Below are 24,344 nucleotides of genomic sequence, written 5' to 3' on the forward strand. Positions count from 1 at the left end.
CCAAAGGCCCTCAGTTGGCGCGCAGGGGCGCTATCGCCTTCAGCATTGCGGTGATGAGGCCGTCGCGATGCGCTGACAAATCTGCAGGGGTCTGGCCGTCAGCTGCTTCCGCGATGCCAGAAACCAGCTGCTTCGCAAGCTCCGGGTCCAGATGAAGGACCCCAAGATCATCCCACCAGCGATTGAAGCTGTCCGTATAGCGCTCGCAAAATGCGGCTAAGCCACCTTCCCCCGCACCGAGATGGAACAGCATTGTTGGACCCATGGCGGCCCAACGGAGGCCCGGTCCGGCCCACATCGCCTTGTCGACGTCTTCGACGCTTGCCACGCCTGTCTTCACGAGATGAATTGCCTCGCGCCACACGGCGGCTTGCAGGCGATTAGCCACGTGGCCTGGCACTTCGCGGTTGACGCGGATAGTGACCTTGCCGGCGCTGGCATAGAAGCGTTCGACGGTTTCAATGACGCCGTGCCCCGTCCGCTCATTGCCCATTACCTCAACCAAAGGAATGAGGTGTGGAGGATTGAAGGGATGCCCAAGAACGAAACGAGAAGGGTCCTTCCACCCGGCTTGCATTTCGCTGAGGGTCAGCCCCGAAGCGGATGTCGCCACAACGGCTTCGGGCGCTATCGCAGGCTCGATAGTGGCGTAGAGCTCATGCTTGATAGGAAGCCTCTCGGGAACGCTTTCCTGGATGAACTGGGCGCCATCGACAGCCTTGGTCGCCGACTTATGAAAACTGAGCCGGTCCGGGTTGCCGTTCTTGGCGAGGCCGAGGTCTTCCAGCACCGGCCAGGCTTTCTCGACGTACTTCCTGACCTGGGTTTCAGCGGAGTCCGAAACGTCAAAAACCGAGACGCTGTAGCCCGAAGCCAGGAACAACGCCGTCCAGCTCGCGCCAATGACGCCCGCGCCAAGTACTGCCGTGTGCTTGAGATCAGACATTTAAAATAATCCAGGTTGCAAGGGAGATGCTGCGGTGAGCCCGCCGTCGATGATGAAACATTGGCCGGTCACAAACGATGCCTGGTCGGAAACCAACCAGGCCACGGCATTGGCAATATCTTCTGGCTCGCCGAGCCTGCCGACTGCATGCCTGGCGACCGCATCTGCCTCAGCTCGCTCGGGATCGCGGGCCAAAGCAAAACCTTCTGACACCATAGCGGTCCTGATCCACCCGGGGCTTACGGAGTTGCAGCGTACCCAGGGCCCGTGATCGACTGCGATGGAACGGGTCAAGCCGTGAACGAACGCCTTTGAGGCGTTGTAGACGGCCATCCGGGGATCCGAAACGTTGCCGGAAATAGATCCTAGATTGACGATGCTGCCACCGTGTTCGGACATTTGCGGCAACATCTCGCGGCACATATTGAAGGTACCCTTGCAATTGGTGCCGACCACCAAGTCCCAGTCGTCGTCGCTGGTCTCAATGACGGTTTTTTCAACCTGAACGCCGGCATTGTTGACCAGGATGGCCGCATTGCCGAAGTTCTCGCCTGCCGCCCCAACCACCGCCGCTGCGTGGTTCCTGTCGGCAATGTCAGCCTGAACCCAGACTACGGAGCTTGACAGATCCTGAGGGCGGCTTCCGCGACCGCAGGTCACGACGCTCGCGCCATCTGCAAGCAGGCGATCGACGATGGCACGGCCGATTCCCCGTCCGCCTCCTGTCACGATGGCCACCTTGCCGTCCAATCCGGTTTTGCTTGCCATCTTACTTGCCCTCGCTTAGCTCATGCATGTGAGACCATGACGTGGCGAACAGCTGTGTACGCATTAAGGGCGTAGACAGACATGTCGCTGCCGGTGCCGGATCCCCTCATGGCCGCCCATGGCATCTCGGGCGTGGCCACGCCGTGCGCGTTGACCCAAGTGAAACCGTAGCGGAGCCGTTTTGTTACCGACATGGCCACTCCGACGTCACGCGTCCAAACGGAAGACGCCAGTCCGTAGCGCCCCGAATTTGCTATCCGTATGGCATCCGAGACGTCTGAAAATCTGGATAGTGTGACGACCGGTCCAAAGACCTCACTCTGCGCAATCTCAGCATCATTGTCGACGTTGGCGATCACCGTAGGCTTGTAAAAATAGCCGGGTCCATCGCCAACGGCGCCACCAAGCACGATCTCGGCTGTTCCACGGGCCCGTTCCACGAACCCGGCGACCCGATCCCTGTGTGCGGCCGATACGAGCGGCCCCATTTCGGTCCCTGGGGCCCTCTGCGCTCCGACCTTGATCTCCGCGACCTCCGAGACAAGAGCGGCGACGAGGGCGTCATAGATGCTGTCGTGCGCCAGAACCCGGCAGGGTTGGGCGCAATCCTGTCCCGCGTTGAAAAAGCTGGCCCCTCGCAGCGTTTTCGCAACGCTTGGAATGTCAGCGTCGTCGAACACGATGACCGGGGCTTTTCCACCCAGTTCGAGGTGAACGTGTTTGAGCGTCTGCGCTGCGGCACGCATGGCCGCCATGCCGGTCGCCGGCGATCCTGTAATGGCGATCACCTCGATCTCGGAGGCATGGATCAACCGATCTCCGACCGTGCCCCCTCGACCGTGAATTACGTTGAGAACACCCTTGGGCAGGAGCGACGCCAGGAACTCCGCCAGATAAAGGGTGGACAACGGGGTAATTTCCGAAGGTTTGAGCACGACGGTGCAACCCGCTGCCAACGCTGCGGCAATCTTCCACGCCGCCATCATCAGTGGATAGTTCCAGGGGGTAATCGCCGCCACCGGCCCCAAAGGATCCCGCCGGATCATGCTCGTGTGGCCTGCAACATATTCCCCCGCTGCGATTCCCGTCATCGTGCGAACGGCACCTGCAAAAAAGCGAAAGGTGTCAACGATGAGGGGCAGCTCATCATTGTAGGCCGACGGCCAAGGCTTCCCGACGTCCAGGCTTTCCAACTCGGCCAATTGCTGGCCGTTTGCCTCGATGAGATCGGCAATGCTCAGGAGAAGGCTTGATCGATGCGCGGGCGAAGTCAGGGAAAAATGCTCGAAGGCCTCGGCAGCCGCTCGCACCGCTGCATCAACCTGTTCAAAACTCGCCTCCCGGACCTGAGAGATTTCCAGGGCCGTTGCGGGATCTATGATCGCATGGCTATCGCCGTCGCCTTCAATCAGTTCGCCATTGATGAGAAGCCTGGTCGACATGTTAGAACGCAACCTGGTCGGCACCTTTCAGGTGCAACCGCTTGCGGACCTCTTCCGGGGTGGCGACGGTGCGCCCCAGATTTTCAACGATCGAGCGAATTTTACGGACTTGTTCCGCACTCGATTTGGCTTTCTCGCCAGGCCCGATGTAGAGACTGTCCTCCATTCCAACACGCAAATTGCCGCCGAGCAGGGCAGCCTGGGTCGTGAATGGGATCTGATGGCGGCCGGCCGCCAGAACAGACCACTCGTAGTCGTCACCAAATAGCTTTTCGGCGATGGTGTGCATGTGGACCAGATTGTCGAGATCGGCGCCCACGCCTCCCAGGATTCCGAATACCATTTGGACAAAGAAGGGCGGCTTGATCCAGCCTTGGTCGACGACCCAAGCGAGGTTGTAGAGGTGGCCCAGATCGTAGCACTCGAATTCGAAGCGGGTACCATGCCCGTCCCCGAGCTCACGCAGTGAATATTCGATGTCGCCGAACGTATTGCGAAAGATGAAGTCTTTGGTCATGGCCAGGAATTCAGGCTCCCACGCATGCTTCCAGTTCTTGTATTTGTCGAGCATCGGAAAGATGCCGAAATTCATGGAACCCATATTCATGGAGGCCATTTCCGGGCTGGTTCTCAAAGCCGCCTGAAGCCGCTGCTCACGGGTCATACCAAGGCCGCCGCCCGTCGTGATATTGAGGACTGCGTCACAGGATTGCTTGATGCGTGGCAAAAATTCCTGAAACAGTTCGGGCCTGGCATCCGGCTTGCCCGTTTCTGGATTGCGGGCATGCAGATGGATAATGGCAGCGCCTGCTTCAGCAGCTTCAATGCTGGCTTGCGCAATCTCGGTAGGGGTTATCGGCAGGTATTCCGACATTGTCGGCGTATGGATTCCGCCGGTCGGGGCGCAGGTAATGATTACTGGTTTAGCCATTTTCAAAGTCTCATCTGCTGGACTTGGGCCGACAGCCCACCGTCAAGGATCCACAATTGACCGCTCGCGTAGCGGGCCTCGTCTCCCGCCAACCAATTCACCAGGTTGGCGACATCGGCAGGGGTGCCGTAATTCCGGATCGGGTGTACGTTTCGCACTGCGTCGCGGAGGGTTTCGACGGTGCCGCCGCCACCACCCGATCCTGCCCCGGCAAAGAAAGCCTGGAGCATGGGGGTGTCTATGTATCCGGGGCAGATTGCGTTGACCCGGATGCCTTCAGGGCCATGGTCGCAAGCCATGGCACGCGTAAGCGCATGGACGGCGCCCTTGCTCGCGCAATATGCCGCCAGACCGGGATCGGCGATGAACCCGTCATAGCTGCCGAAGTTGATGATTGAAGCCGTGGTCCCGTGGCTAACAGCCTTTCGCATCAGGGGCAGGGCGTATTTGCATGTCAGGAAAGTGCCGGTGACATTGACGGCGAAGCAGCGGTTCCACTCGCTGAGCGACGTATGCTCGATCGTTTTTTCGATCTCGATCCCGGCGGCGTTCACCAGAATATCCAGCTTGCCGCTTTCGCGGTCGATCAGGTCCAGCGCGTCGGCGACGTTGCTCTCCAGCGTCACGTCCAGACGGACGTAGCGGGTTTCACCCTCCGGCGTATCGCCCAATGATCCGGACTGGGACAGGTCTGCGGCATAGACGGTCGCACCTTCCTTGACGAGGCGCGCGCCGATCGCCCGGCCGATCCCACCACGACCGCCAGTCACGAGCGCCACTTTACCTGAGAGAGTCCCGCCCACGATTCACCGCCTGTTGTTGGATCTGCGCACTTTTTCGGCAGACGCGATGAAGCGCGCAGCCTGTATGAGCTCCCCGGTTAGGGAGCAGCTCGCGCGTAGGCGTCGAGAACCAGTCCGTGGAAATGATGCAGGGCGTGCTCTGACTGTCCTGACCCATTGGGATCATTCACGATGCGGCCTTGTGTGAAAGCCGGTGTGTTCATGCCCTTTTGCACGCTTTCGACCAGACCAATGTCCTCGGTCTGAAGCACCTCGTCGAGGTATCTGATCGTCTGCAGTTCGGTTGCATCCGGTTCCTTGCTTTCAAGGAAAAAGTCGTAGGTCTCGAATGTGCGGTCTGGGCCTGCCGGTATGATGCTCAGCACGATCATCGACGACCGGCCCGGATAGCGCATCAGGCACGTATTGGGCCACAGCCACCAGACAGCATGGGTCCGCACCGTAGCGTTCGAAACGTCATAGGCTGTATTGGCCGACTTGCCCGCATCGGCCATATGACTGGAATAGATGCCGTGGGTGGTCACCTTGTAGGTGTCCATGTCTACGAGCGAACAGAAGTCCTTATGTGCCGTGGGGCAGTGGTAGCATTCAAGGAAATTGTCGACGATGTTCTTCCAGTTCGACTTGATGTCGTAGGTCAGCCGGTGAGCGAAGGTGAGCTTGTCGATGTCCGGCGCCCAGTGACGAATCTCCGTTTCCAGATCGCCGGTCTGCGATTTGAGCGAGGGCGCAGAAGGATCCAGGTTGACGTAGATAAAGCCGCAGAATTCCTCAACCTGGACCTGGTCCAGGCAGATTTCCTTGGTCGAGAAGTTCTCGAGCGTTTCGGTGTGCGGGGCGCGGACCAATTGGCCATCGAGGCGGTAAGTCCAGGCATGGTAGGGGCACATGATCTTATTTGAATTGCCTTCGCCTGAAAGTAGCGCGTGGGCACGATGCTTACATACGTTGTAGAAAGCACGCAGAACACCCTCCCGGTCTCTGACCACGGCCACGGGCTGTCCCGCAATCCCCACGGCCACGTAGTCGCCGGGGTTCCTAACCTTTTCGACATGGCACACCCACTGCCAAGTCTTGGCAAGGATCGCGCTCACATCGACGTCGTACCAGCGGGGGTCTGTGTAGGCGTCGCTTTTCAGGGAAAACGAGGCGGACGGATTGGGGGAGTAACCCTCCCTGATTGAGGTGAAATCGTTTTTGGAAGGGAGCAGCGTCATCGGAGCACCTTTCGTTTCGCGGACAGCGTGGCCGGCAACAGTGCTTAAGCTTGGGGCCGCCGCCGAGAACAATCTATGCGTCGTTCGCCACAAGTTTAGCATTTTTCGACAGAGGTCTCCTGAGCGCGGCTACCCGATGTCCTGGGCCTTGCGGTGCATCGGCCATGCCCTGAACTCGAACGGAATACGGCCTTCGACTCGGTCCGAACGTGGTGAGAGACCAAACCGCTCCCGATAAGCGCGGCTGAAATGCACCTGGCTTGAAAAACCTGAGGCAATGGCGATCTCTGACATAAGCATGTCTGTCTGGGTGATGAGGCCGCGGGCCCGATCCAAACGTATATCGCGATAGTAGAGTGCAGGCGACTTACCGACATATTGTTTGAAGAGCCGGTCGAGTTGCCTTTGCGAAACATCCGCCTTGTTGCAAAGCTCCGGGATTGAGAGCGTCTGCTCGAGATGCAGCTCCATGATCGAAATGACGTGCCTAACAACCTTAGGTGTCGTTCTCCCCAAGGGCTCTGCACCGACCGGGTTTTGCGAGGTGCCGGCAGGCCTCAGAATGGGGTGGAAGATGTACCTTGCGGCAGCATTCGCCAAAGCGTCTCCCGCGCTCGCCCGAATGAGATGCAGGGCAATGTCGGACGAAGCGATACCGCCGCTGCAGGTGAAACGCTTTCCGTCGTGAATGAATATGTCTTCGGAGACTTCGATATCCGGGTAAAGTTCCTTGAACGAATCGATGTGCTCGTAATGCACGGTGGCACGTCTCCCGCTCAGCAACCCGGCGTCGGCGAGGATAAAGGCCCCTGTGTCGAGCCCTCCCATAATGCAACCGGTACGAGCCCATTTCCGGAGCAAAGCGAGGAGGTGAGGAGTGCTTACCGTCTCTGGCGTCCAACTCGCTGAAACCACGACGATTTCGAATACATCTTCCTGGATGCCATTCAGCTTTTCGGTCTGAACGGCAACGCCGTTGCTTGCGAGACACGGCCCTCCTCCTAAAGACGCCACGACCCATTGAAAACGGGTCAGGCCTTCGAGGTAATTCGCCGCCCGAAATGGGTCGACGAATGCCATCGTTGCCGCCAAGTTGAAGTTAGGCGTCACGAGGAGAAGAATTTTCATTGACCGTCCGTACGTCCACATTTGTCCAAAAAGGACAAATTGCCGTCCGGTAATGTTAAATTGGCTGTCGGGATTGTGCAACACTTCAATCGGAAATGCCGCCCAGCAGCGACAAAGACCTAACGACAAAGGGGAACAACATGCTGAAACGTCCAGTTTGGAATGTTGCAGGCATTGCGCTTGCGCTCGTCTTGGCCGCGAATGCGCCGGCCGGATCAGCCGGTCTTGGTGCCAAGGATGAGCCTATCAAGCTCCCCATGCTGGAATGGACCGGCCAACACGTCTCGACGCACATCGCCGGCCAGTTGCTGCAGAAGCTTGGCTACAAGGTCGAATACGTCACCGCCGGCATTTTCCCCCAGTTTTCAGGCCTGGCCGACGGCACGATAAGTGCCTCGGTTGAAGTCTGGCTCAACAATACTGGCGACATCTACCCAAAGGCTCTAGCAGCCAAGCAGATCGAGGATATCGGCAGTCTTGACCTCGCAACGAGAGAAGGGTGGATCTATCCGAAATTTATGGAGCAAGTGTGTCCGGGCCTGCCGGATTGGACGGCCCTGAATAAGCCGGAATGCGTTCAGGCTCTGTCGACGCCGGAAACCGCGCCGAACGGCCGTTTCCTGGACTACCCGTCTGAATGGGGTTCCCGCTCCGCGACAATCTTGGCGGACAACAATATGCCGTATACGGCCGTGCCGTCGGGTTCGGAAGGGGCTCTGGTGGCAGAACTTGAGGCGGCAGAAGCGGCCAAAACTCCTCTGTTGATGATGTTCTGGGGTCCGCATTATGCCTTGGCGGAGAATGACGTCGGCTGGGTGAGAATGCCGCCTTGCAAGGAGCAGACCAGCGAACACTGCATCACGCCACCAGACGTGAACAAGGTCGTGTGGTCTGGTTTCGGCGCCAAGTGGCCCGCTGCATATATTTTGCTGAAGGAATTCAAGGTTAACGCGCAGGAGCAGCAAAAGATGATGCTGGCCATCGATAAGAAAGGTCAGGATCTCGACGCCGTGGTGAAGGAATGGGTCGATGGCCACGAGTCCATCTGGCAACCTTGGATCGACGCCGCCAAGAAGTAACGCCCGGAGGTTTAGCCCTTTAACGCACCGGAAGCCGCACCAATGGCGCGGCCTTTGGGTAACTTTATCGTAGCACATGGGCCAAATGTCATGACGCAAGAGCGACCGATCAAGATTGCCTGCCGCAACGTTTGGAAAGCTTACGGACGTCGACCGGCCTTCTATTTTGACTCAAGGGGCTACAAGATCGATCCTGACGCGCTGGCGGATCGCTTGCGGGCCGAAGGCCATTTGCCAGCAGTGGTTGACGCGTCGTTCGAGGTGGCCACTGGCGAAATCTTTGTGATCATGGGTTTGTCGGGCTCAGGCAAATCAACCCTCGTGCGTTGCCTGTCGAGGCTTGTGGAACCCAGTGCAGGCGAAATCTTGCTCGACGGCCGGAATCTGTTGAAGGCATCCCCCAAGGAACTGATCGAGCTCCGTCGACACGATATGGGCATGGTGTTCCAGAATTTCGGCCTTTTGCCACATCTTACGGTGCTCGAGAATGTGGCTTTCCCTCTCAAGATCCAGAGAAAAGGCCAGAAGGAGCGGGAGGAACGGGCCCGTGAGATGATTGCGCTGGTGGGGCTGGATGGCCGCGAGAAGTCGTTTCCGAACCAGCTATCTGGTGGCCAGCAGCAGCGCGTCGGCATCGCGCGCTCGCTTGCAGTTGGCCCCGCCCTTTGGTTTCTCGATGAGCCGTTCTCGGCACTCGATCCGCTAATCCGCCGGCAAATGCAGGATGAGTTCTTGCGGTTGCAGAAGTTGCTCAAGAAGACCATCATCTTCATCACGCACGACATCGCCGAGGCCTTCCGTCTGGCCGATCGTCTCGCGATCATGCGTGCAGGCAAGATTGTACAGATCGGTCGACCGGTCGATATCGTCCTCAGTCCTGCTGATGACTATGTTGGCCAATTCACCGAGGATATGCCACTACTCCGCGTCATCAAGGCTGGTGATCTGGCAACAGCGATCAATGGGACAACGGTCGACCATGACATTGAGGCTGGCGCTAGCATCGAGGAGTTGATCCCCCGCATCGCAGGTGGCGCGAAGGCTTTTGGCGTGGTGCAGGCCGATGCCCCGCGCCGGATGATTGCCGCTGCCGACGTCTTGGAAGTTCTGGAACGTGATTCCCGTAGGCAGCGGTCATGACTGCTGTGAGTGGCACTCAGCGCCTTCCCCAGAGTGTCGCGGTTGACGCCGGCTTTACTGCTTGGGCCGCGCTGATCGTTCTCACCCTAGTTTGCATCGTATTGCAGGACAGCCTGCCTTGGGTCGTGACCTTTCCCACAGCTTGGCAGGTGCCAATTGCGGCAGCGATCAACGTTATGAGCGACGGGGTGGTGCCGGTTATCCAGCCGCTTTTCAGGAGCATCTCAGCACTGCTAGATGTTCCAATGCGTGGTATGCAAGCCTGCCTTTCTTGGCTCCCTTGGCCTGCAACGATGGCGATCGTCGTAGTCCTATCGCTGAAGTCAGGGGGATACAGGCTTGCGCTTTTTTCCGTCATTGCCCTCGGCTACATGATAATTGCCGGTTATTGGCCACAGAGCATGAACACGTTGGGGCTGGTGCTTCTGGCCGTTCCGATTGCCGTCGGGCTAGGGTTTGCGCTTGGTCTGCTCGGCTATCGGTTTCCAAGGTTCCGACCAGGGTTACTGGCCTTCCTAGACCTCATGCAGACTGTTCCCGCATTTGCATACCTGATCCCACTCCTCCTGTTGTTCGGCTTCGGGCCGGTCGTTGGTCTCATTGCCAGCGCCATCTATGCCACGCCCCCCATGGTGCGGAACACAATGCTTGGCCTCGATCGCGTGCCGAGCGATATCACCGAAGCCGGGCTCATGAGCGGCTGCACGCGGCGGCAGCAATTCTGGCATGTGGAAGTCCCCACGGCACTGCCGCAGATCCTTGTCGGCTTCAATCAGAGCACGATGGCCGCCCTTTCCATGGTCATCGTTGCCGCGATTATTGGCGGGTTTGAAGACATTGGCTGGGAGGTTTTGTCATCGATGCGCAAAGCCGAATTCGGGCAAAGCATCCTATCCGGGTTGGTCATCGCTCTCCTGGCAATCTTGATAGACCGGCTGACGTTAGGGTTCGCCAAGGAACGCCCGAACGGTCCGACGCCCATAATGGCCTGGATGAGTTGGCGGCGACTTGCGGCCATCGTTGTCATCGCTCTGGTTGCGGCCGCCGCACAGAGGTTTTTCTTGCCCGACGCGTGGGCGCTCCCTTCGACGACACTGCGTGAACAGATTGGAATAGTAAATGTCGCGCTGACGAGCGTCGTTCGCGACTACGCGGGGTTTTTCAACGGTGCGCGCAATGTCGTCCTGTACAGTCTCCTGCTGCCGTTGCGGTTGGGCATCGTTGGTGCTGCGACCCCCGCGCTTTGGGGGTTCGCGGTAACGCCGCCGATGATCGCCGTATATGTGGCGCTCTGGCTCGCAATCGCGGGGTTGGCTATGAAAGCCTACGGCTGGCAGCTCGCAGTGGCCACATGCATGGCAGGACTTCTTTTGTTTCAAGGGTTCGCAGGTTTCCCCTGGCCGGCGCTCGTTCTTGGAATTGGGCTGTTGGCATTTAGGCTTGCCGGCATAGGGCTTGCGTGTTTCGCCATGCTTGGCTTTGGGTTCATCCTAGTATCGGGGCTGTCGGCGCCCCTCAGCCAGTCAATGTATCTGACCCTGCTCGCTGTGATCTTGTGCTTGATTCTCGGTGGATCGCTGGGTGTCTGGGCCGCGCACAGTGAGCGAGTCTCCAAAATCCTGCGGCCAATTTGCGACGGGCTTCAGACGGTCCCGCAGTTCGTTTTCCTCATCCCGGCTCTCATGTTCTTCAAGGTCGGCGAGTTCACCGCCCTTATTGCAATCATGCTCTACGCGATCGTGCCGCCGATCCGGTATGTGGAGCATGGCCTCCGCAATGTCCGCGCTGACGTGGTCGAAGCTGTTCGGCAGATGGGCGCGACGCCTTCTCAGGTCCTCATGCATGCCAAATTCCCCCTTGCGCTTCCCGTGATTATGCTAGGGATCAACCAGACTATCATGGCCGCCCTGTCGATGCTGGCGATTGCTGCCCTTGTCGGCACCCGTGACCTTGGCCAGCAAGTCTACATAGCGCTGGGCAAAGCCGATGCAGGGCTGGGAATTGTGGCGGGTCTTTCGATCGCCTTCCTCGCGATACTGGCAGATCGGCTAACCCAAGCAGGAGCTCGACAGGCGGGCTCCATCGAATCACACTGGAAAAGCTGACGTTCTTCGTGAAGGGGGAGCATGAGGAAGTGTGGGGCGGTTACCGGAGCGGCGAAGATAGTGGACGAGCCGATCGTGCTCGTCATCAGCATTGATACGGCGCACGTTCGTGGCGCTGATCAATATTCGGCGCCAAATTTCGAGCTCGTCGTGGCCAGATGTGGGCGCGGGGGACGGGGCGAAAGGGCGGTCGCTATTTCGTCACCGGCAGCACCGACCAGCAGGCAATCCGCGATCGTGCTCTTCACTCTCTCCAGGAAGTCGGATATCGCGGCTTTGGGGATGTGACGGTGATCTCGGACGGGGCCGAAATCCTAAAACGGCTGCCCCGCGCAATGCCGAAACCGACGACCCACATCATCGACTGGTTTCATATTGCCATGAAGATCCAGCCCATGCAGCAGATCGCCGATCACATCGTACGATCCCGATCAGGCCCCTTTGAAGCGCTTCCAACCATCGACAGGGACATCGGAGGCGTAAAGTGGCGTCTGTGGCATGGGCGGGTCGGCCGCGCGATCCGCGACCTGGAGCAACTCCTAGTAAGAGTGAAGGAAGGCGAGTTCTCGACCGCACGGCTTCACAGCCTCGCGGAGCAGCTCCTGATCTATGTCCGTTCGAACCGCGGCGCGATCGTCAACTATGGAAGGCGCTACCGGGCTGGACTTCGGGTCGCCACCACTCTCGCCGAGTCGGCGGTGAACCCAGTCGTCGGGAAACGTATGGTCAAGAAGCAGCAGATGCGCTGGTCGCTTCACGGTGCGCATATTCTCATGCAAGTCCGGGCGGCGGAGATCAATGGCGAACTTAGCAACCGGCTACGGGCGCCTTTCCGACAGCCAGAACTGAACGTGCCTACAATATTCAAGCCCAAAACGCCTCTTCTACGCGCCGCCTGACCCCAGAGAAATTACCGGTCTCTGACGTCTCGCTCCTAGACGGCGGGCGTCTCGTCGCGACCAGATCTGGTTCACCGAAAAGGATCCGGAGCAGGTCTCGCATCTTTATCCGCTCATTGACTTCTCTCCGCGTAAAACAGAAGCGCTCGAGCGGGGTTACCTCGTTACCTCGGCGGCAGGAATTCGTCTTCATCGGCCTCGACCCAATGTGCGAAGCCGCCATCCGCCGCGACTCGACGCGTGCCCCGTCCCTGCCAAGAGCTTCCATCCAGAAAACTGAGCCCGCCTGCCGGACCCTTTTCCAGCCCGGACCTAGCGCATGCTTGAGCTGATGTGCGATGTCTTGGTTGCAGACAACGAAGGATAGGGCCCGGCGAAGTGCAGATATCTCAAAGAAGCGCGTTCTAGGTGCACCAAGGCCAAGTGGCAGCTGTTATGCCAGCCACCTGGAGCTCCGGCCCTAGGCGGCTGGCCGGTCGCGGTAGTGTTGCAAGGAGTCGCTCACTCGATCCACGGTGTCACAGAGGCGAAGAGAGACGAGGGCATCCTGCCCCGTTACGGCAATTGGGTCGTCATTCGCAATCGAACCGATAAAGGAATTTACGACACCTTCGGTGCCTGCGCGGACTTCGTCTTCGTCGCGGGGCAGGTCGATCCATGCGCCGAGCCCATCGCGGGTCGCCTTGTGGCCAACGGCCATGCCCTCAGTGCCAATGAGACGGAAGCCGTCATCGATTTCGCCGACCTCGTCCCAGCGTGCTTCGTATGTCACCAGGGTCTGGCCAATGGCTCCGCCCTCGAACTGGAATATGGCCGAGATGGTCTTTGGCTTGGGAAAGGCCAACGTGCCCAAGTTGTTTGACAAGGCATTCACCTCGAGCACCGGCCGATCGATTAGGAACCGCAGGAAATCGATCTCGTGGATGCCTGTACCAATGGTCGCAGTTCGGCCCGCTTCGGCCGAGGCATACCACGGCGATTCCGCGAACTGCTTGCGCTTGTCATGGATGGCGTCCATGCGAATGTGGATGATGTCGCCGAAAAAGCCCTCTTGCACCATCTGCTTGAGGGCGCGGCTGCGCGAACGGTAGCGGGCTTCATGCGCTATCATCAGTTTGACGCCGCGCCGCTCGGCCAGGCCGACGATGGTCTCGGCATCCCTGAGATTGCAGGCGATCGGCTTGGTTAGCAGAAGATTCCGGCCAGCCTCGATCACCGCGGTCGCATGCTCGAGGTGGAACTGGTCCGGCGTCGCCACACTGACGCCGTCAAGTGCCTCGCTGGCCAGCATCTCGGCGATGTCGTAGTAGACCGATGTTACCTTTGGATTGGCCGACCTGATTGACTCCAACCGGGGCGGGTCCTTATCGACCAGTACGATTTCAGCCACGTGTTCGGATGCGGCATAAGTGGCAACGTGGTGCCTGCCCAGGCCCATTCCGACCACACCAACTCTAACCTTGTTCATTGACTTCTTCTTCCGAAAATTCCTCTGCCAATATGCAGCTAGTCTGTACCCATCCGGTGAAGACCGCAGGCGTGCGTATCCGGCGGCCATGAGCACCTGAGCACCGCGGTGCTGGGGTCAAGCTTTCGATGGGGAGACGCGATGATATTCTTCGAGGAGGAGTTTGACTTCCTCGATGCCCTCATCGGTGAAGGCCAAGATCCCGTCGTCATCGTTGGCGCCGTACACCCAGATGACGCCGTCCTCGGGCTCGAGACCGAGGGTCAGGTCCTGGATGAGCGCTTCGCTGACGCCGAGGTCCCTGGCGACAATTCGACGGTGTAGACGTGATGCACCTTATTGCGCTGCATGATCAGGCCGCCGCTGGTTGGGTCCGCAGTTTTGCGGATCTCCAATTCCACGGCAGCAAATCATCGATCCGCTGTGCTGGGTGGGCTGCGATGCGCGCCAGGATATCGGCGAGCCAGGCCTGAGGGTCGACGTCATTCAACTTGGCGCTGACGATCAGGCTGTAGAGAACGGCAGCGCGCTGTCCGCCGCGATCGGAACCGCAGAACAGCCAGGACTTTCTTCCGAGAGCGACGCCGCGCAGGGCTCGCTCGGCTGCATTGTTCGATAGGCAGATCCGCCCATCGTCGAGGAACCGGGTGAAGGATGACCAGCGGCGCAGCATGTAGTTGAAGGCCTTGGTCAGATCGTGTCCGCGCGAGAGCTTGTCGCGCGTCTCGATCATCCAGCGCTCGAGCTCGGTGACCAGCGGCGCGCTCCGCTCTTGGCGCACGGCGTGGCGTTGGCCTGGCGACAGGCCGTTGATCTCGCGTTCGATATCGAACAGGGCATCGATGCGCTTCACGGCTTCAACCGCTAGCGGATAGACCAGGTTGGGCTTCTCGCCGTGCGCCTTCTTGCGCGCCGCCGCTTCGATATCGGCCAGCTCGAACACTTTGCGCCGGCTGTGGGCCCAGCAGCTGGCTTCCAGAATAGGCGCCGGCTGACGGCCCGCCGCATAGAGATCGCCATAACCGCCATAGGCATCGGCCTGCAGAATGCCGCTCCAGCCGGCGAGATGCGCCGCGGGATGTTCGCCTCGGCGATCGCGGGAATAGTAGAACACCACCGCCGGCGGATCGGCGCCGCCGAACGGTCGGTCATCGCGCACATAGGTCCATAATCGGCCGGTATCGGTCTTGCCCTTGGCCAGGACCGGAACCGTCGTATCGTCGCCGTGCAGACGTGAAGCGGACAGCACATGGGCTTCGAGCCGCTTGAATAGCGGCATCAGCACCGCGGCGCCGGCGCCGACCTGGTCGGCGAGCGTCGACAGGCTGAGCGGCACGCCTTCGCGGGCATAGCGTTCAGCCTGGCGGTTGAGCGGCTGATGCTGGCCGAACTTCTCGAACAGGATCATCGCCAGCAGGCCGGGACCGGCCCAGCCGCGCGGGGTGGCGTGGAACGGCGCCGGAGCCTGGCTGATCGCCTCGCAGTCGCGGCAGGTGAACTTCTCCCGCACGTGTTGGATCACCTTCCATTGCCGCGGCACCACCTCCAGCGTCTCGGTGATATCCTCACCTAGCCTGCGCAGCCGATGACCGCCGCAGCAATGGCAAGCGGTCGGCGCCGGCTCGACCACGCGTTCGCGCGGCAGATGCTCTGGAAATGGCTGGCGCGCCGGTCGTTTGCGCACATAAGGTGCCACCTCGGTGGTCCGGGCCGCCGCCTGTTCGGCGGCGATCTCATCTTCCGTTGCCGTGCTCTCGAGTTCCTCGAAGGTGAGCTCCATCTGGTCGTGCAGGCGGGCTGAGCGTTCAGAACTCTGACCATGCAGCGCCCGCTGCAGCTTCCGGATCGTCAGATCCTGATGTGCGATCAGCGCCGCATCATCCGATGCCTTGGCCCTGGCGACCGCCAGTTCGGCCTCGACCAACGCAGCGCGCGCGGCCTCGTCTTCGGCTCTGGCCAGTGCCGCGGTCAGCGCTGCTCTCAGCGCACCGATATCGTCCGGAACAGCATCCAGGGCGGTGGCAACCATGCTCTGGAGTGAATCATAAAACGCGTCCGCTGACACGCGGAAAATGGCGCAACTCAAAGAAAAACTCAGCCCGCGCGCTGGGGGCGGAACGTGTGACGCGGGTTGCGCCAATCGATCCCGTCGAGCATGTAGGCGAGCTGCGCCGGTGATATGGAAACCGTACCATCCGCCGGCGACGGCCATAGAAACCGGCCCTTCTCGAGCCGTTTTGCATACAGCGACATGCCGAGCCCATCATGCCAGATAATCTTGATCAGATTGCCGCTGCGGCCGCGGAAGACATAAAGATCGCCGGCATGCGGATCGCGGCCCAACGTCTCCTGAACCTGCAGAGCGAGGCCTTGCATTCCGCGACGCATATCGGTCCGGCCGACCGCCAACCAGATCCGCACCTGGCTCGGAACCGGGATCATGAAACGCCCAGCGCCTTCACCATCGCCGCCGCCAGTGTCGGCGGTGTGGTCAGCGGAATCCGCAGCCGCACCTTGCCGGCGATCTCCAGCTCGATCACCGCTGGGGGCGCCGCCGGCACCGAAGCGGCGACAGGCTCATCGGGAACCACGACAACTTCGGCAAAGCCTGTCTCGCGGGCTCTCAGCGTGCGGCGCCACTTATAGATCAGACTGGTCGCGACATCGTACTGACGCGCCACCGCCGCCACTGTGGCCCCGGGCGCGAATGCCGCGGCCAGTATCCGGCACTGATCCTCTTCACGCCAACGACGACGACGCTCCGGTCCGGTCAATAACGTCACATGGCTCATGCTGTGCTGCTAACTACGCTCGTAAGGGCGACCTTAAGAGCGCAACTTCGCTACCGTGCCATGCTCCCGCAAGGCGGCCTTCGCCGGAGGCGTACGCTAGTCTGTGAACTAAAAATGCGAAGAGGCGATAACCTGCCGGCCCGAGTGGCTTCTGTCGAGTTAACTCCCCGCCGCGCTCTGGGCGCCATCTGTTTGATACAACTTGAGAGAGCCTTGCTGGAGGCTCTTTGGCCGCAGCGCCGACAATGGCTCCCTTCAGTTGCTCCTACTTACGATTCGGAGCAACCGAAGGAGGGCCTTTCCAAATTTCAAACTCCAATCCGCGCGGCGATACCAGTCAATTTGCGGTCCAGCATTCTGCCAAAGCGTAGCCATTCATTAGGTCGCCGGCTGGGTGCGCTTTGAAGCCCAATACTGTTGGGCCTGTCGCATCGATGAAGTCGGCGAAGAACGGGCAAATCATGCCGCCTTCGTCGCGAACGACTACTGCAATGTCATGATACATCTGCTTGCGCTTGGTTTGGTCTAGCTCACCCCGGGCAGCGAAGATCATCTTGTCGACATCGGGGCGGAGGAAGCGCGTGTCGTTCCAGTCGGCCGTCGACAGGTAGGCAAGCGAATACATCTGATCCTGCGTAGCTCTCCCAAGCCAATAGGATAGAGAGAAAGGCTGTTTGTTCCAAACTTGCGACCAATAGCCATCTCCGGGTTCGCGGATGATTTCAATTTTGATCCCCGCCTTCGCGCAGCTCTGCTGGTACAGTTGTGCCGCATCCACAGCGCCGGGAAATGCAACTTCCGATGTGCGAAGTGTAATAGCGCCTGAGTGACCGGATTTCTTGTAAAGGGCTGCGGCCTTCTCAGGATCAAAAGTTCTCTGCTCGATATCATCCGGGAACAGCGGATACGAGGAGTTGATCGGGAAGTCATTACCGATCTTACCATAGCCGCGAAGAATTTTATCGAGAAGTTCTGGGCGATCCATGGCCAATTTCAAGGCCATGCGCAGATCATTATTGTCGAACGGCGATGTATTGCAAAACATATTGAATGGGTAATGCCCTGCACCTGACGCTGTCTGGATTTTAACACCAGACACGCGCTTGAGAAGGTCAACAATTTTCGGCTCTACCCGGTTTATCATATTGACACTGCCGTTCTGAAGCGCGGCGGTACGGGCGGTGGAATCGTTTATTACGATGATTTCCACCTGGTCTGCGTGACCCATAACATCACGTTGCCAAAAGTTCTTAAATCGTTGGCCGGCCAGGCGAACCCCCGGCTGATTCTCGCTGACCGTATAGGGGCCAGCGCTGATGCCAGCATCGGGACGGTCCTTGCCTCCGTTTGGCTGGATCACGAGATGATCGGCAACCATAGCATAGGGCAGATCGGCGTTTGGCTCCTTGAGAGTTAGAACCACCTCTTTTCCATTGGCCTTGATCGTGTCGATACCCTGTAAAAGGCCCCATGCACCAGACTTGGAATTTTTGTCATGGTGTCGTTCTAATGTTGCGACGACGTCCTCCGGTGTCACCGTCTTCCCATCATGAAACTCAACGCCATCGCGGATTTTCATAGTCCACGTCTGTCCCCGATTTGAAGGCACAATTTCTTCAGCAATTCGGTGATCGAGACTGCCATCGTGATTTCGACGCACAAGATATTCACCCCACAGCTTGTTAAAGTTGTTCTGAACCGCATTGGCAGCCAACGCCGGGTCCAAGGTGTCGGTAGACGCCCCGCTGGTCATTCCTGCGCGCAACAGACCTCCCTTTACCGGCCCCTCTGCTCTAGCTGCTCGGGTCAGCAAGCCCTCGGCTGCTAACACCGTAACCCCGAGCGCTGCAGCGCGTCCCAAGAAGTCGCGCCGGTTCATTTTCCCGCTTGCGACTGCGCGGCTCATAAATTCCAGTTCGTTCGACATCGATGTTCCCTTTCTTAGTTTTAGTTTTGCGGTTGATTCGACGGCAGCATGTGCGTCGGTAGGACGCCACAATTCAGAATGAGAGGTTTGTAAACTCCAGGGTTCGTTCTGTAAGTGCAGTTTCCGTGGGCAGACGTTCCATCGAACTCGCGCCATAGAAGCCGTGACACGTCGAACACGTCCTCAGCATAAACTCTGCATCTTGAGGCGTCGCTACCGGCCCTCCATGGCATAGGACGATGATGTCCTTGTTCACTCGCAGTGCCGCCGATGCCCACTCATCAACGAGCGCGGGGCAATCATTGAGCGTCAGCGCGGTGTCAGCACCGATCGTGCCACCAACAGTCAGGCCAAGATGAGCGACGATAATATCTGCGCCAGCTTCCGCCATGGCAGCCGCGTCACCCGCTGAGAAAACATAGGGTGTAGTCAAAAGATCGAGATCGTGCGCGGCCTTAATCGTATCGACCTCATGGCCGAAGCCCATGCCGGTTTCTTCAAGATTCTTCCGAAATGTGCCGTCGATGAGCCCGACTGTCGGAAAATTCTGCACGCCGGCGAAGCCGAGGTCCTTGAGGTTTCGCAGAAAGTGCTCCCGATTCATGAACGGGTCTGTGCCATTCACGCCGGCAATGACAGGCGTCCTGTGGACGACGGGCAGCACTTCTCGCGACATCTCGATGACGATATCGTTCGCATTGCCGTAGGCGAGAAGTCCAGCCAGCGAGCCTCGTCCGGCCATGCGATAACGGCCTGAATTGTAAATGATTATCAGATCAACTCCGCCCGCCTCCTGGCATTTTGCAGAGAGGCCGGTCCCTGCTCCGCCGCCGACGATTGGACGGCGCTGCGCGATTTTCTCCCGCAATGCCTGGAGGATGATCCGCCGCTCAAACCGTGCCACTGCTTGGCTCCCTTGTGATGTCTTTGAATGCGCTGATAGCCGCTGCAGAGAATTCCGGATCGTTGATAGCGAATGGGACGCGGATTAGCCGGCGGCTTTCCGTCGTTTGAAACCCTGCCTCAATTGCGTCGAACAATGCGGCGTCCGCTTCGGGATCGTAGAAGGGTTGACCCGGAACGTCGATGAGTGAGACGCCCCCCTCTGGGAGGAGGAAACGAACTTGTCCCTCACATTCGTTCAATTTGCTGGCGAGCCATGCACCGATCTGGCTGTTTTCGTCCGCAGTCGTGCGCATCAGCGTCACCTGTGGGTTGTGGACATGCAGCTTTCTTGCGCGAAATTTCTCCGGGACAGTGTCAATCCCGCCAAAGTTGACCATATCAAGCGCACCACAAGAGCCCACATAAGGAACACGCCTCCGCGCAACGGCACCAAGCCGATCGCGGCTTGCCGCAAATACCCCGCCGACCAGAAGGTCGGCGACCTCAGTTGTTGTGGTGTCTATGATCGCAGAGAGAAGTCCGGAATCGACAAGCTTCTCCATCGACATGCCGCCTGTTCCCGTAGCATGGAACACCAGGCAGTCATGATGTTCAGAAAGTGCATCCACAATGGCTCGAACGCAGGGTGTGGTTACCCCGAACATGGTCAGCCCTACCGCAGGCTTGTCCTGGCCTTGAGCTGGAGGGATGACGCTTTGCATCATGCCGGCCAGTGAGTGCGCCGCGTTTCCGAGCACTCGGCGGGAGATGCTGTTGATCCCTTGCACGTCGGTTACGGAATACACCATGGAGATGTCTGCCGGCCCAACATAGGGTGCCACGTTGCCACTCGCGACGGTGGAGACGAGCACCTTCGGGACGCCAACCGGCAGAGATCGGAAGGCCGGAGCGACAAGTGCGGTATTGCCGGTGCCGCCGGCGGCGATAATTCCGCCTATGTCGCCGCGCAGAGAAATGAAGCGCTCCAACGCGACGGCCATCGCCGCAACCGCCTGCCCGCGATCAGTGTTGGAGAGAACAGCTTCGGGACCGGCGGGATGCGCGGCGGCCACCTCACGAGCCGATATCTCAGTCTGCGCGGCCGTTGGCTTGGTGGAAACGTCGATCCTGGAAGTCGGAACACCTGCAGCCTTTAAGAGGCCGGCGATATAGTCCAGCTCGGCGCCCTTGGTGTCCCACGTCCCTACGACATACGCTGTCTTCATCGTTTTGTCTCCTTCGACGGCTCCTGTTACGGCAGGAGGCCGTCAAGCCACACTGCCGTCCTCGTGGTTGTCTGTCCGGCGGTCGGGCGACGAAAAGGAAATGACTGCGCGAAGGGGCTCTTCACTAGTGCAATGCGCCCAGTGTCTAACGCCACGGGGAATGCGGATGACCGAGCCCGGCGATAGGGGGATGACCTCATCACCCAACAGGTGGTCGCATTCGCCGGACATCACGAAGAGAAGCTCTTCGCAATTCGGATGCGAGTGGAGAGCATTTCGCTTACCGGGGTAGATCGTAACCACACCGAACGTCTGTTCGGACCCAGGCATTTCCTGTTCCCCAACGAGCCATGTGAGGTGTCCCCAGTCCGCGGTGAAATCTGGACCGTCCTTCGTGCTGGCCACACTCGCTGATCCGTTCTTCTCAACAGCGCTCATCTCAACTCCTTGGCGACCACCAACTTGCGGCAAATCCATTGCACGGCGGTCCCATTAAACGTCGCCCGCCGTGGCCGCAGCATCTGAGAAACAGTAGAGGCAGAAAATTCATTCGTCAACGATTGAATACAATTTTCTATTTTGCATTTTTTTGGTTGCGTTTCTGTGATTGGTGGCTAAGGTGGATATCGAACCGATAATGAGGCCGAGCGGATATGTCGTTGAATGAGCATCTCACGGTGCGGGAACGGACTTACCAAGCCGTCCTTCAGATGATTCTGTCGGGAGAGCTTGCTCCTGGGGCAGCCATTGACGAACGAGCGCTGATCAACCGCCTGGATGTGAGCCGCACGCCCATCCGTGAGGCTATCGGAGTGCTTGCCAAGGAGGGGTTGGTCGAGATCGAGCCTTACCGCGGCTTCCGTGTTCGCCGTTTTACGCTGAAGGAAGTTAGCGACCTTTACGAACTAAGACGGGCACTGGAGAGCTTCGCGATCCGGCTCGCGGTAGAGCATATCTCGAATGCCCATATTGCAAAATTGCAGACGATCCTGAACGCCGGTGTGGACGCGCTGGAGGCTGGTCAAATGCAAGCCTATGGCGCCCACGATCAGGATTTTCACGAATTGATCGCAGAGCTTTCCGGCAACATCGCTTTGATCGACACGCTGGGTCGACTGTCACGCCAAATTCAAATCTGCAGAATGATCGCGAACAAGAGCCCAGAATTTCCGAAGCGAGCAGCCATCGAGAGAGACGAGATTCTTGATGCGCTTATGGCCCGCGATGCGGACCGCGCGGCAAAATTGATGGACGCTCATATTCTCGACGTCCAGCAAACCTTGCTTCAGCAGCTTTCAGGGAACCTGAATGTGGCCAACGACGGAGCCCCACGCAAGTCTGCTCCACGGAAAAAGCAGCGGGACTAAAGCTGCGAATTATTCATTATCAGATTCATTGGGAACCCGGCCACGAAAGGGATGCGGGCAGGATTGAAGGATTCGGCACAAGATGAGCGCACGGCTCACAATTCTAAATTCAATGGCGGGGGACGATTTTGCCTCTGCACTGGACCAGCATCTGGCTTGGGGGCTGTCTGACCTCGACCTGCGGGATGGCATTTACGGCCATTGGCTCGCTTCGCTCCCGAAAAGTGACGCCATGAAGGCCGAAGCGCAAATTCGCGAGCGGGGTCTGTCCGTGCACTGCTTGTCCACCTCGATCTTTTACGGCGAGATCGGAAATGGCAGAGACGCTTTCTGCGCGGAACATGTTGCCGAGCTTGAACACATTATCCCGCTCATCGATGTGTTTCAGCCAAAGTTCGTGAGATTGCTAGCGCCGCAGCTGTCGGCACGACCCAGCGACGATACAGCGATCGAGGTTATGAAGAACAAATATCCATGGGTCTTTGATCTCTTCCGCGATGCTATTGGTCGCATTAGGGCGGCGGGTGCCAGCGCAACGATCGAAAACGAAGCTTGGCATTGCGTTCTGTCCCGCCCTCGCGAGTTCACGCAATTCTTTGATGAACTTGGTCTTGGCGATGCGGTTAAGCTGACCTGGGATGTTCAGAATCAGTGGGCGACAGGCGTTTTCCCAAGTCTGGAAACACTTAACCTGATTGAGCCGCTGGTCGCCTACTACCACGTCAAGGGCGGGCAGCATGCCGATGAGTCGCGTCGCCTCAGTTGGAATGTCGCGCTTGAGGATGCAAGTTGGCCAATAGGCCAGATCACTCAAGAAGTCGTCGCTCGTGGCCTTTCACCGGTGATCTGTATCAATCCCGCACAACATGGCGAGGACAAGCCGGGCTACGACTACCAAGGCATAGTCGAGCGTGACATCGCTTTCATGCGCACAATCAAGGGAATCGCATAATGGGGTATCAGAGGGGATACGAGGACCGCATTAAGGTCGGCATGGTGGGGATCGGCTCGCACTCATATCGTAACATCCTTCCCGCATTAACCTATTTGCCAGTCGAGCTTGTGGCCATCTGCGATCTGGATCCGGCGCTGGCGGCAAAGACCGCTCGCCAGTACGGCGTCGCTGCGACCTATTCCGACATGGATGAAATGCTCAATTCAGGGACAATCGAGGCAGTTCTACTGTGCGTCTCTCCGAAAATGCATCCAGTGTTGGCCGCTAAGGCATTGGCTTCGGGCCATCATGTGTGGATGGAAAAGCCTGCGGCCACATCGTCAGCCGACGTTCGGAGCATGCTTGATGCGCGCGGAGATCGCGTCTGCGTTGTGGGCTACAAGAAAGCTTTTATGCCAGCAACGCGGAAGGCCGTCGAACTGATTTCGCTGCCCGAAACAGGAAAGGTGTTGAGCATCTTGGCCACGTATTCCATGTCGATTCCAATCGGAGACGATGCACGGGATTCACGATGGGTGATCGACGGATGCCACCCCCTCGCCGTGATGCTGGAGCTCGGCGGCGCCGTGGAGGCCGTCACGACTCATCGCGGAGCCAGAGGCGGAGGCAGCCTCATACTCCACTACGCATCAGGCGCGATCGGCAATTTTCACCTCGCAGAAGGCGCTCCGGTCTACCAGCCGTCGGAGCGGTACGTTGTCTACTCCGAGAACGCTTCGGTGACGATCGACAATGGCGCCACCGTTGCGTTCCAGAGAGGCATCCCCTTTGATTACGAGACCGGAACCAGCTTCGCCCCGCCGGGAACTGACTCCGGAGCGGTGGTGTGGCAAGCACAGAACATGATGAGCACGCTAGAGAACAGAGGGGAGTTCTTGCAAGGAATCTACGGCGAGTTGTTCCACTTCCTGCAGTCCATCCAACGCCGCACGCGCGCGACGGTGGGTACCCTAGAGCAGGCTCTTCAGATTAGCCGTATCTATGAGGCAGCGCTAATCTCAGATGGGACGCGCGTGCAGATAGCGAACTGATCTTGGACGGATTTTTGCCTTGAAGCGGCCTTGTTCAACGTCCCGATGGACAGCTGGGTCCGGGGTCATCTCAACGAGCCGCCTCAGCAGCGCCTTGCGATCCCGTAAGAGCCGGGGGCATTCCGATCGCTTCATTGAAAAAAGGCGATCGACCGCGAGGTATCACCTCGGCGTGCAAATAGCCCGGGCCGTCCTTGTCGGACGCTCGGCCCATTTTCAGTCTCTTCCTTATAGT

The 24,344-nt window shown here is 58.8% G+C and carries 23 protein-coding genes and 1 pseudogene; 9 read left to right on the top strand and 15 right to left on the bottom strand.

Features of this window, described 5'->3' with window-relative positions:
• Positions 1-10 precede the first annotated feature (10 nt).
• The 7 genes from A6B35_RS29620 to A6B35_RS29650 form a co-directional block, all read right to left on the bottom strand.
• Positions 11-946, bottom strand: a complete 936-nt coding sequence (locus tag A6B35_RS29620) for a 3-hydroxyacyl-CoA dehydrogenase NAD-binding domain-containing protein (protein ID WP_006201750.1) — start codon at positions 944-946, stop codon at positions 11-13.
• Entirely contained in the window at positions 947-1,714 is a 768-nt protein-coding gene (locus A6B35_RS29625) for an SDR family NAD(P)-dependent oxidoreductase (protein ID WP_006201751.1), read from the bottom strand. It lies immediately after the preceding gene.
• A gap of 20 nt (positions 1,715-1,734) precedes the next feature.
• Positions 1,735-3,156, bottom strand: a complete 1,422-nt coding sequence (locus A6B35_RS29630) for an aminobutyraldehyde dehydrogenase (protein WP_006201752.1) — start codon at positions 3,154-3,156, stop codon at positions 1,735-1,737.
• 1 nt (position 3,157) lies between these two features.
• On the bottom strand, positions 3,158-4,087 hold the full coding sequence (gene kce / locus A6B35_RS29635; protein ID WP_040582621.1) for a 3,5-dioxohexanoate:acetyl-CoA acetone transferase: 930 nt from the start codon (positions 4,085-4,087) through the stop codon (positions 3,158-3,160).
• 2 nt (positions 4,088-4,089) lie between these two features.
• Positions 4,090-4,890: an SDR family NAD(P)-dependent oxidoreductase gene (locus A6B35_RS29640; RefSeq protein ID WP_040582623.1), complete on the bottom strand. Its 801-nt coding sequence runs from the start codon at positions 4,888-4,890 to the stop codon at positions 4,090-4,092.
• A gap of 77 nt (positions 4,891-4,967) precedes the next feature.
• Complete coding sequence (locus tag A6B35_RS29645; RefSeq protein WP_040582624.1) at positions 4,968-6,107, bottom strand: aromatic ring-hydroxylating oxygenase subunit alpha; 1,140 nt, start codon at positions 6,105-6,107, stop codon at positions 4,968-4,970.
• A 129-nt stretch (positions 6,108-6,236) separates the two neighbouring features.
• Positions 6,237-7,235, bottom strand: a complete 999-nt coding sequence (locus tag A6B35_RS29650; protein WP_006201756.1) for a GlxA family transcriptional regulator — start codon at positions 7,233-7,235, stop codon at positions 6,237-6,239.
• A gap of 140 nt (positions 7,236-7,375) precedes the next feature.
• Between A6B35_RS29650 and A6B35_RS29655 the strand changes: the two genes are divergently transcribed.
• From A6B35_RS29655 to A6B35_RS36775, 5 genes and pseudogenes are all read left to right on the top strand, one after another.
• Positions 7,376-8,314 (top strand): ABC transporter substrate-binding protein, encoded by a 939-nt coding sequence (locus tag A6B35_RS29655; protein ID WP_006201757.1) that lies wholly within the window; start codon positions 7,376-7,378, stop codon positions 8,312-8,314.
• Positions 8,315-8,404: 90 nt separating this feature from the next.
• Positions 8,405-9,454 (top strand): quaternary amine ABC transporter ATP-binding protein, encoded by a 1,050-nt coding sequence (locus A6B35_RS29660; RefSeq protein WP_006201758.1) that lies wholly within the window; start codon positions 8,405-8,407, stop codon positions 9,452-9,454.
• Positions 9,451-11,559 carry an ABC transporter permease gene (locus A6B35_RS29665; protein ID WP_006201759.1) on the top strand — a complete coding sequence of 703 codons (2,109 nt, stop codon included), beginning with the start codon at positions 9,451-9,453 and terminating at the stop codon, positions 11,557-11,559. Before A6B35_RS29660 ends, A6B35_RS29665 begins: the two co-directional genes overlap by 4 nt.
• Before the next feature lie 158 nt (positions 11,560-11,717).
• Positions 11,718-12,458 carry a hypothetical protein gene (locus A6B35_RS29670; protein WP_006201760.1) on the top strand — a complete coding sequence of 247 codons (741 nt, stop codon included), beginning with the start codon at positions 11,718-11,720 and terminating at the stop codon, positions 12,456-12,458.
• A gap of 52 nt (positions 12,459-12,510) precedes the next feature.
• A pseudogene (locus A6B35_RS36775) lies at positions 12,511-12,738 on the top strand (hypothetical protein); the annotation flags it as partial.
• A 180-nt stretch (positions 12,739-12,918) separates the two neighbouring features.
• On the opposite strand, the gene A6B35_RS29675 reads toward A6B35_RS36775, so the two are convergent.
• Complete coding sequence (locus A6B35_RS29675) at positions 12,919-13,926, bottom strand: Gfo/Idh/MocA family protein (RefSeq protein ID WP_006201761.1); 1,008 nt, start codon at positions 13,924-13,926, stop codon at positions 12,919-12,921.
• 141 nt (positions 13,927-14,067) lie between these two features.
• On the opposite strand from A6B35_RS29675, the gene A6B35_RS37410 reads away from it, so the two are divergent.
• Complete coding sequence (locus A6B35_RS37410; RefSeq protein WP_006201718.1) at positions 14,068-14,250, top strand: hypothetical protein; 183 nt, start codon at positions 14,068-14,070, stop codon at positions 14,248-14,250.
• Positions 14,251-14,278: 28 nt separating this feature from the next.
• Here A6B35_RS37410 and tnpC read toward each other — a convergent pair whose 3' ends face one another.
• The 7 genes from tnpC to A6B35_RS29715 all read right to left on the bottom strand — a co-directional run bounded on the left by tnpC (position 14,279) and on the right by A6B35_RS29715 (position 21,194).
• The gene (gene tnpC, locus A6B35_RS29685; RefSeq protein ID WP_006201719.1) at positions 14,279-15,955 is read right to left on the bottom strand and encodes an IS66 family transposase; all 1,677 of its coding nucleotides are present in this window, start codon (positions 15,953-15,955) and stop codon (positions 14,279-14,281) included.
• Positions 15,956-16,020: 65 nt separating this feature from the next.
• Positions 16,021-16,368 carry an IS66 family insertion sequence element accessory protein TnpB gene (gene tnpB, locus A6B35_RS29690; RefSeq protein ID WP_006201720.1) on the bottom strand — a complete coding sequence of 116 codons (348 nt, stop codon included), beginning with the start codon at positions 16,366-16,368 and terminating at the stop codon, positions 16,021-16,023.
• On the bottom strand, positions 16,365-16,718 hold the full coding sequence (tnpA, locus tag A6B35_RS29695) for an IS66-like element accessory protein TnpA (protein ID WP_040582614.1): 354 nt from the start codon (positions 16,716-16,718) through the stop codon (positions 16,365-16,367). The genes tnpB and tnpA overlap by 4 nt, the downstream gene beginning before the upstream one ends.
• Positions 16,719-17,055: 337 nt before the next feature.
• Complete coding sequence (locus A6B35_RS29700) at positions 17,056-18,645, bottom strand: ABC transporter substrate-binding protein (protein ID WP_006200715.1); 1,590 nt, start codon at positions 18,643-18,645, stop codon at positions 17,056-17,058.
• A gap of 73 nt (positions 18,646-18,718) precedes the next feature.
• Positions 18,719-19,549, bottom strand: coding sequence for a phosphoenolpyruvate hydrolase family protein (locus A6B35_RS29705; RefSeq protein ID WP_006200716.1), 831 nt, complete (start codon positions 19,547-19,549; stop codon positions 18,719-18,721).
• Complete coding sequence (locus A6B35_RS29710; protein ID WP_006200717.1) at positions 19,536-20,756, bottom strand: Tm-1-like ATP-binding domain-containing protein; 1,221 nt, start codon at positions 20,754-20,756, stop codon at positions 19,536-19,538. Before A6B35_RS29710 ends, A6B35_RS29705 begins: the two co-directional genes overlap by 14 nt.
• A 42-nt stretch (positions 20,757-20,798) precedes the next feature.
• Complete coding sequence (locus tag A6B35_RS29715; RefSeq protein ID WP_006200718.1) at positions 20,799-21,194, bottom strand: cupin domain-containing protein; 396 nt, start codon at positions 21,192-21,194, stop codon at positions 20,799-20,801.
• A 215-nt stretch (positions 21,195-21,409) separates the two neighbouring features.
• On the opposite strand from A6B35_RS29715, the gene A6B35_RS29720 reads away from it, so the two are divergent.
• The 3 genes from A6B35_RS29720 (at position 21,410) to A6B35_RS29730 (ending at position 24,109) form a co-directional block, all read left to right on the top strand.
• Positions 21,410-22,123 carry a GntR family transcriptional regulator gene (locus A6B35_RS29720; RefSeq protein WP_006200719.1) on the top strand — a complete coding sequence of 238 codons (714 nt, stop codon included), beginning with the start codon at positions 21,410-21,412 and terminating at the stop codon, positions 22,121-22,123.
• 82 nt (positions 22,124-22,205) lie between these two features.
• A complete protein-coding gene (locus A6B35_RS29725) occupies positions 22,206-23,075 on the top strand; it encodes a TIM barrel protein (RefSeq protein ID WP_006200720.1) in 870 nt (289 codons plus the stop codon).
• A complete protein-coding gene (locus tag A6B35_RS29730; RefSeq protein ID WP_006200721.1) occupies positions 23,075-24,109 on the top strand; it encodes a Gfo/Idh/MocA family oxidoreductase in 1,035 nt (344 codons plus the stop codon). Before A6B35_RS29725 ends, A6B35_RS29730 begins: the two co-directional genes overlap by 1 nt.
• The last annotated feature ends 235 nt before the right edge of the window (positions 24,110-24,344 follow it).

The sequence above is a fragment of the Mesorhizobium amorphae CCNWGS0123 genome, assembly GCF_001686985.1.
Classification (GTDB): domain Bacteria; phylum Pseudomonadota; class Alphaproteobacteria; order Rhizobiales; family Rhizobiaceae; genus Mesorhizobium; species Mesorhizobium amorphae.

Bases quoted from the DNA above. Each gene is read 5' to 3' on its own strand.
- kce (WP_040582621.1), bottom strand. From the start codon at position 4,087: ATGGCTAAACCAGTAATCATTACCTGCGCCCCGACCGGCGGAATCCAT.
- A6B35_RS29630 (WP_006201752.1), bottom strand. From the start codon at position 3,156: ATGTCGACCAGGCTTCTCATCAATGGCGAACTGATTGAAGGCGACGGC.
- A6B35_RS29660 (WP_006201758.1), top strand. From the start codon at position 8,405: ATGACGCAAGAGCGACCGATCAAGATTGCCTGCCGCAACGTTTGGAAA.
- tnpA (WP_040582614.1), bottom strand. From the start codon at position 16,718: ATGAGCCATGTGACGTTATTGACCGGACCGGAGCGTCGTCGTCGTTGG.
- tnpB (WP_006201720.1), bottom strand. From the start codon at position 16,368: ATGATCCCGGTTCCGAGCCAGGTGCGGATCTGGTTGGCGGTCGGCCGG.
- A6B35_RS29650 (WP_006201756.1), bottom strand. From the start codon at position 7,235: ATGAAAATTCTTCTCCTCGTGACGCCTAACTTCAACTTGGCGGCAACG.
- A6B35_RS29655 (WP_006201757.1), top strand. From the start codon at position 7,376: ATGCTGAAACGTCCAGTTTGGAATGTTGCAGGCATTGCGCTTGCGCTC.
- A6B35_RS29620 (WP_006201750.1), bottom strand. From the start codon at position 946: ATGTCTGATCTCAAGCACACGGCAGTACTTGGCGCGGGCGTCATTGGC.
- A6B35_RS29625 (WP_006201751.1), bottom strand. From the start codon at position 1,714: ATGGCAAGCAAAACCGGATTGGACGGCAAGGTGGCCATCGTGACAGGA.
- A6B35_RS37410 (WP_006201718.1), top strand. From the start codon at position 14,068: ATGATATTCTTCGAGGAGGAGTTTGACTTCCTCGATGCCCTCATCGGT.
- A6B35_RS29730 (WP_006200721.1), top strand. From the start codon at position 23,075: ATGGGGTATCAGAGGGGATACGAGGACCGCATTAAGGTCGGCATGGTG.
- tnpC (WP_006201719.1), bottom strand. From the start codon at position 15,955: ATGGTTGCCACCGCCCTGGATGCTGTTCCGGACGATATCGGTGCGCTG.
- A6B35_RS29645 (WP_040582624.1), bottom strand. From the start codon at position 6,107: ATGACGCTGCTCCCTTCCAAAAACGATTTCACCTCAATCAGGGAGGGT.
- A6B35_RS29710 (WP_006200717.1), bottom strand. From the start codon at position 20,756: ATGAAGACAGCGTATGTCGTAGGGACGTGGGACACCAAGGGCGCCGAG.
- A6B35_RS29700 (WP_006200715.1), bottom strand. From the start codon at position 18,645: ATGTCGAACGAACTGGAATTTATGAGCCGCGCAGTCGCAAGCGGGAAA.
- A6B35_RS29665 (WP_006201759.1), top strand. From the start codon at position 9,451: ATGACTGCTGTGAGTGGCACTCAGCGCCTTCCCCAGAGTGTCGCGGTT.
- A6B35_RS29715 (WP_006200718.1), bottom strand. From the start codon at position 21,194: ATGAGCGCTGTTGAGAAGAACGGATCAGCGAGTGTGGCCAGCACGAAG.
- A6B35_RS29675 (WP_006201761.1), bottom strand. From the start codon at position 13,926: ATGAACAAGGTTAGAGTTGGTGTGGTCGGAATGGGCCTGGGCAGGCAC.
- A6B35_RS29720 (WP_006200719.1), top strand. From the start codon at position 21,410: ATGTCGTTGAATGAGCATCTCACGGTGCGGGAACGGACTTACCAAGCC.
- A6B35_RS29670 (WP_006201760.1), top strand. From the start codon at position 11,718: ATGTGGGCGCGGGGGACGGGGCGAAAGGGCGGTCGCTATTTCGTCACC.
- A6B35_RS29725 (WP_006200720.1), top strand. From the start codon at position 22,206: ATGAGCGCACGGCTCACAATTCTAAATTCAATGGCGGGGGACGATTTT.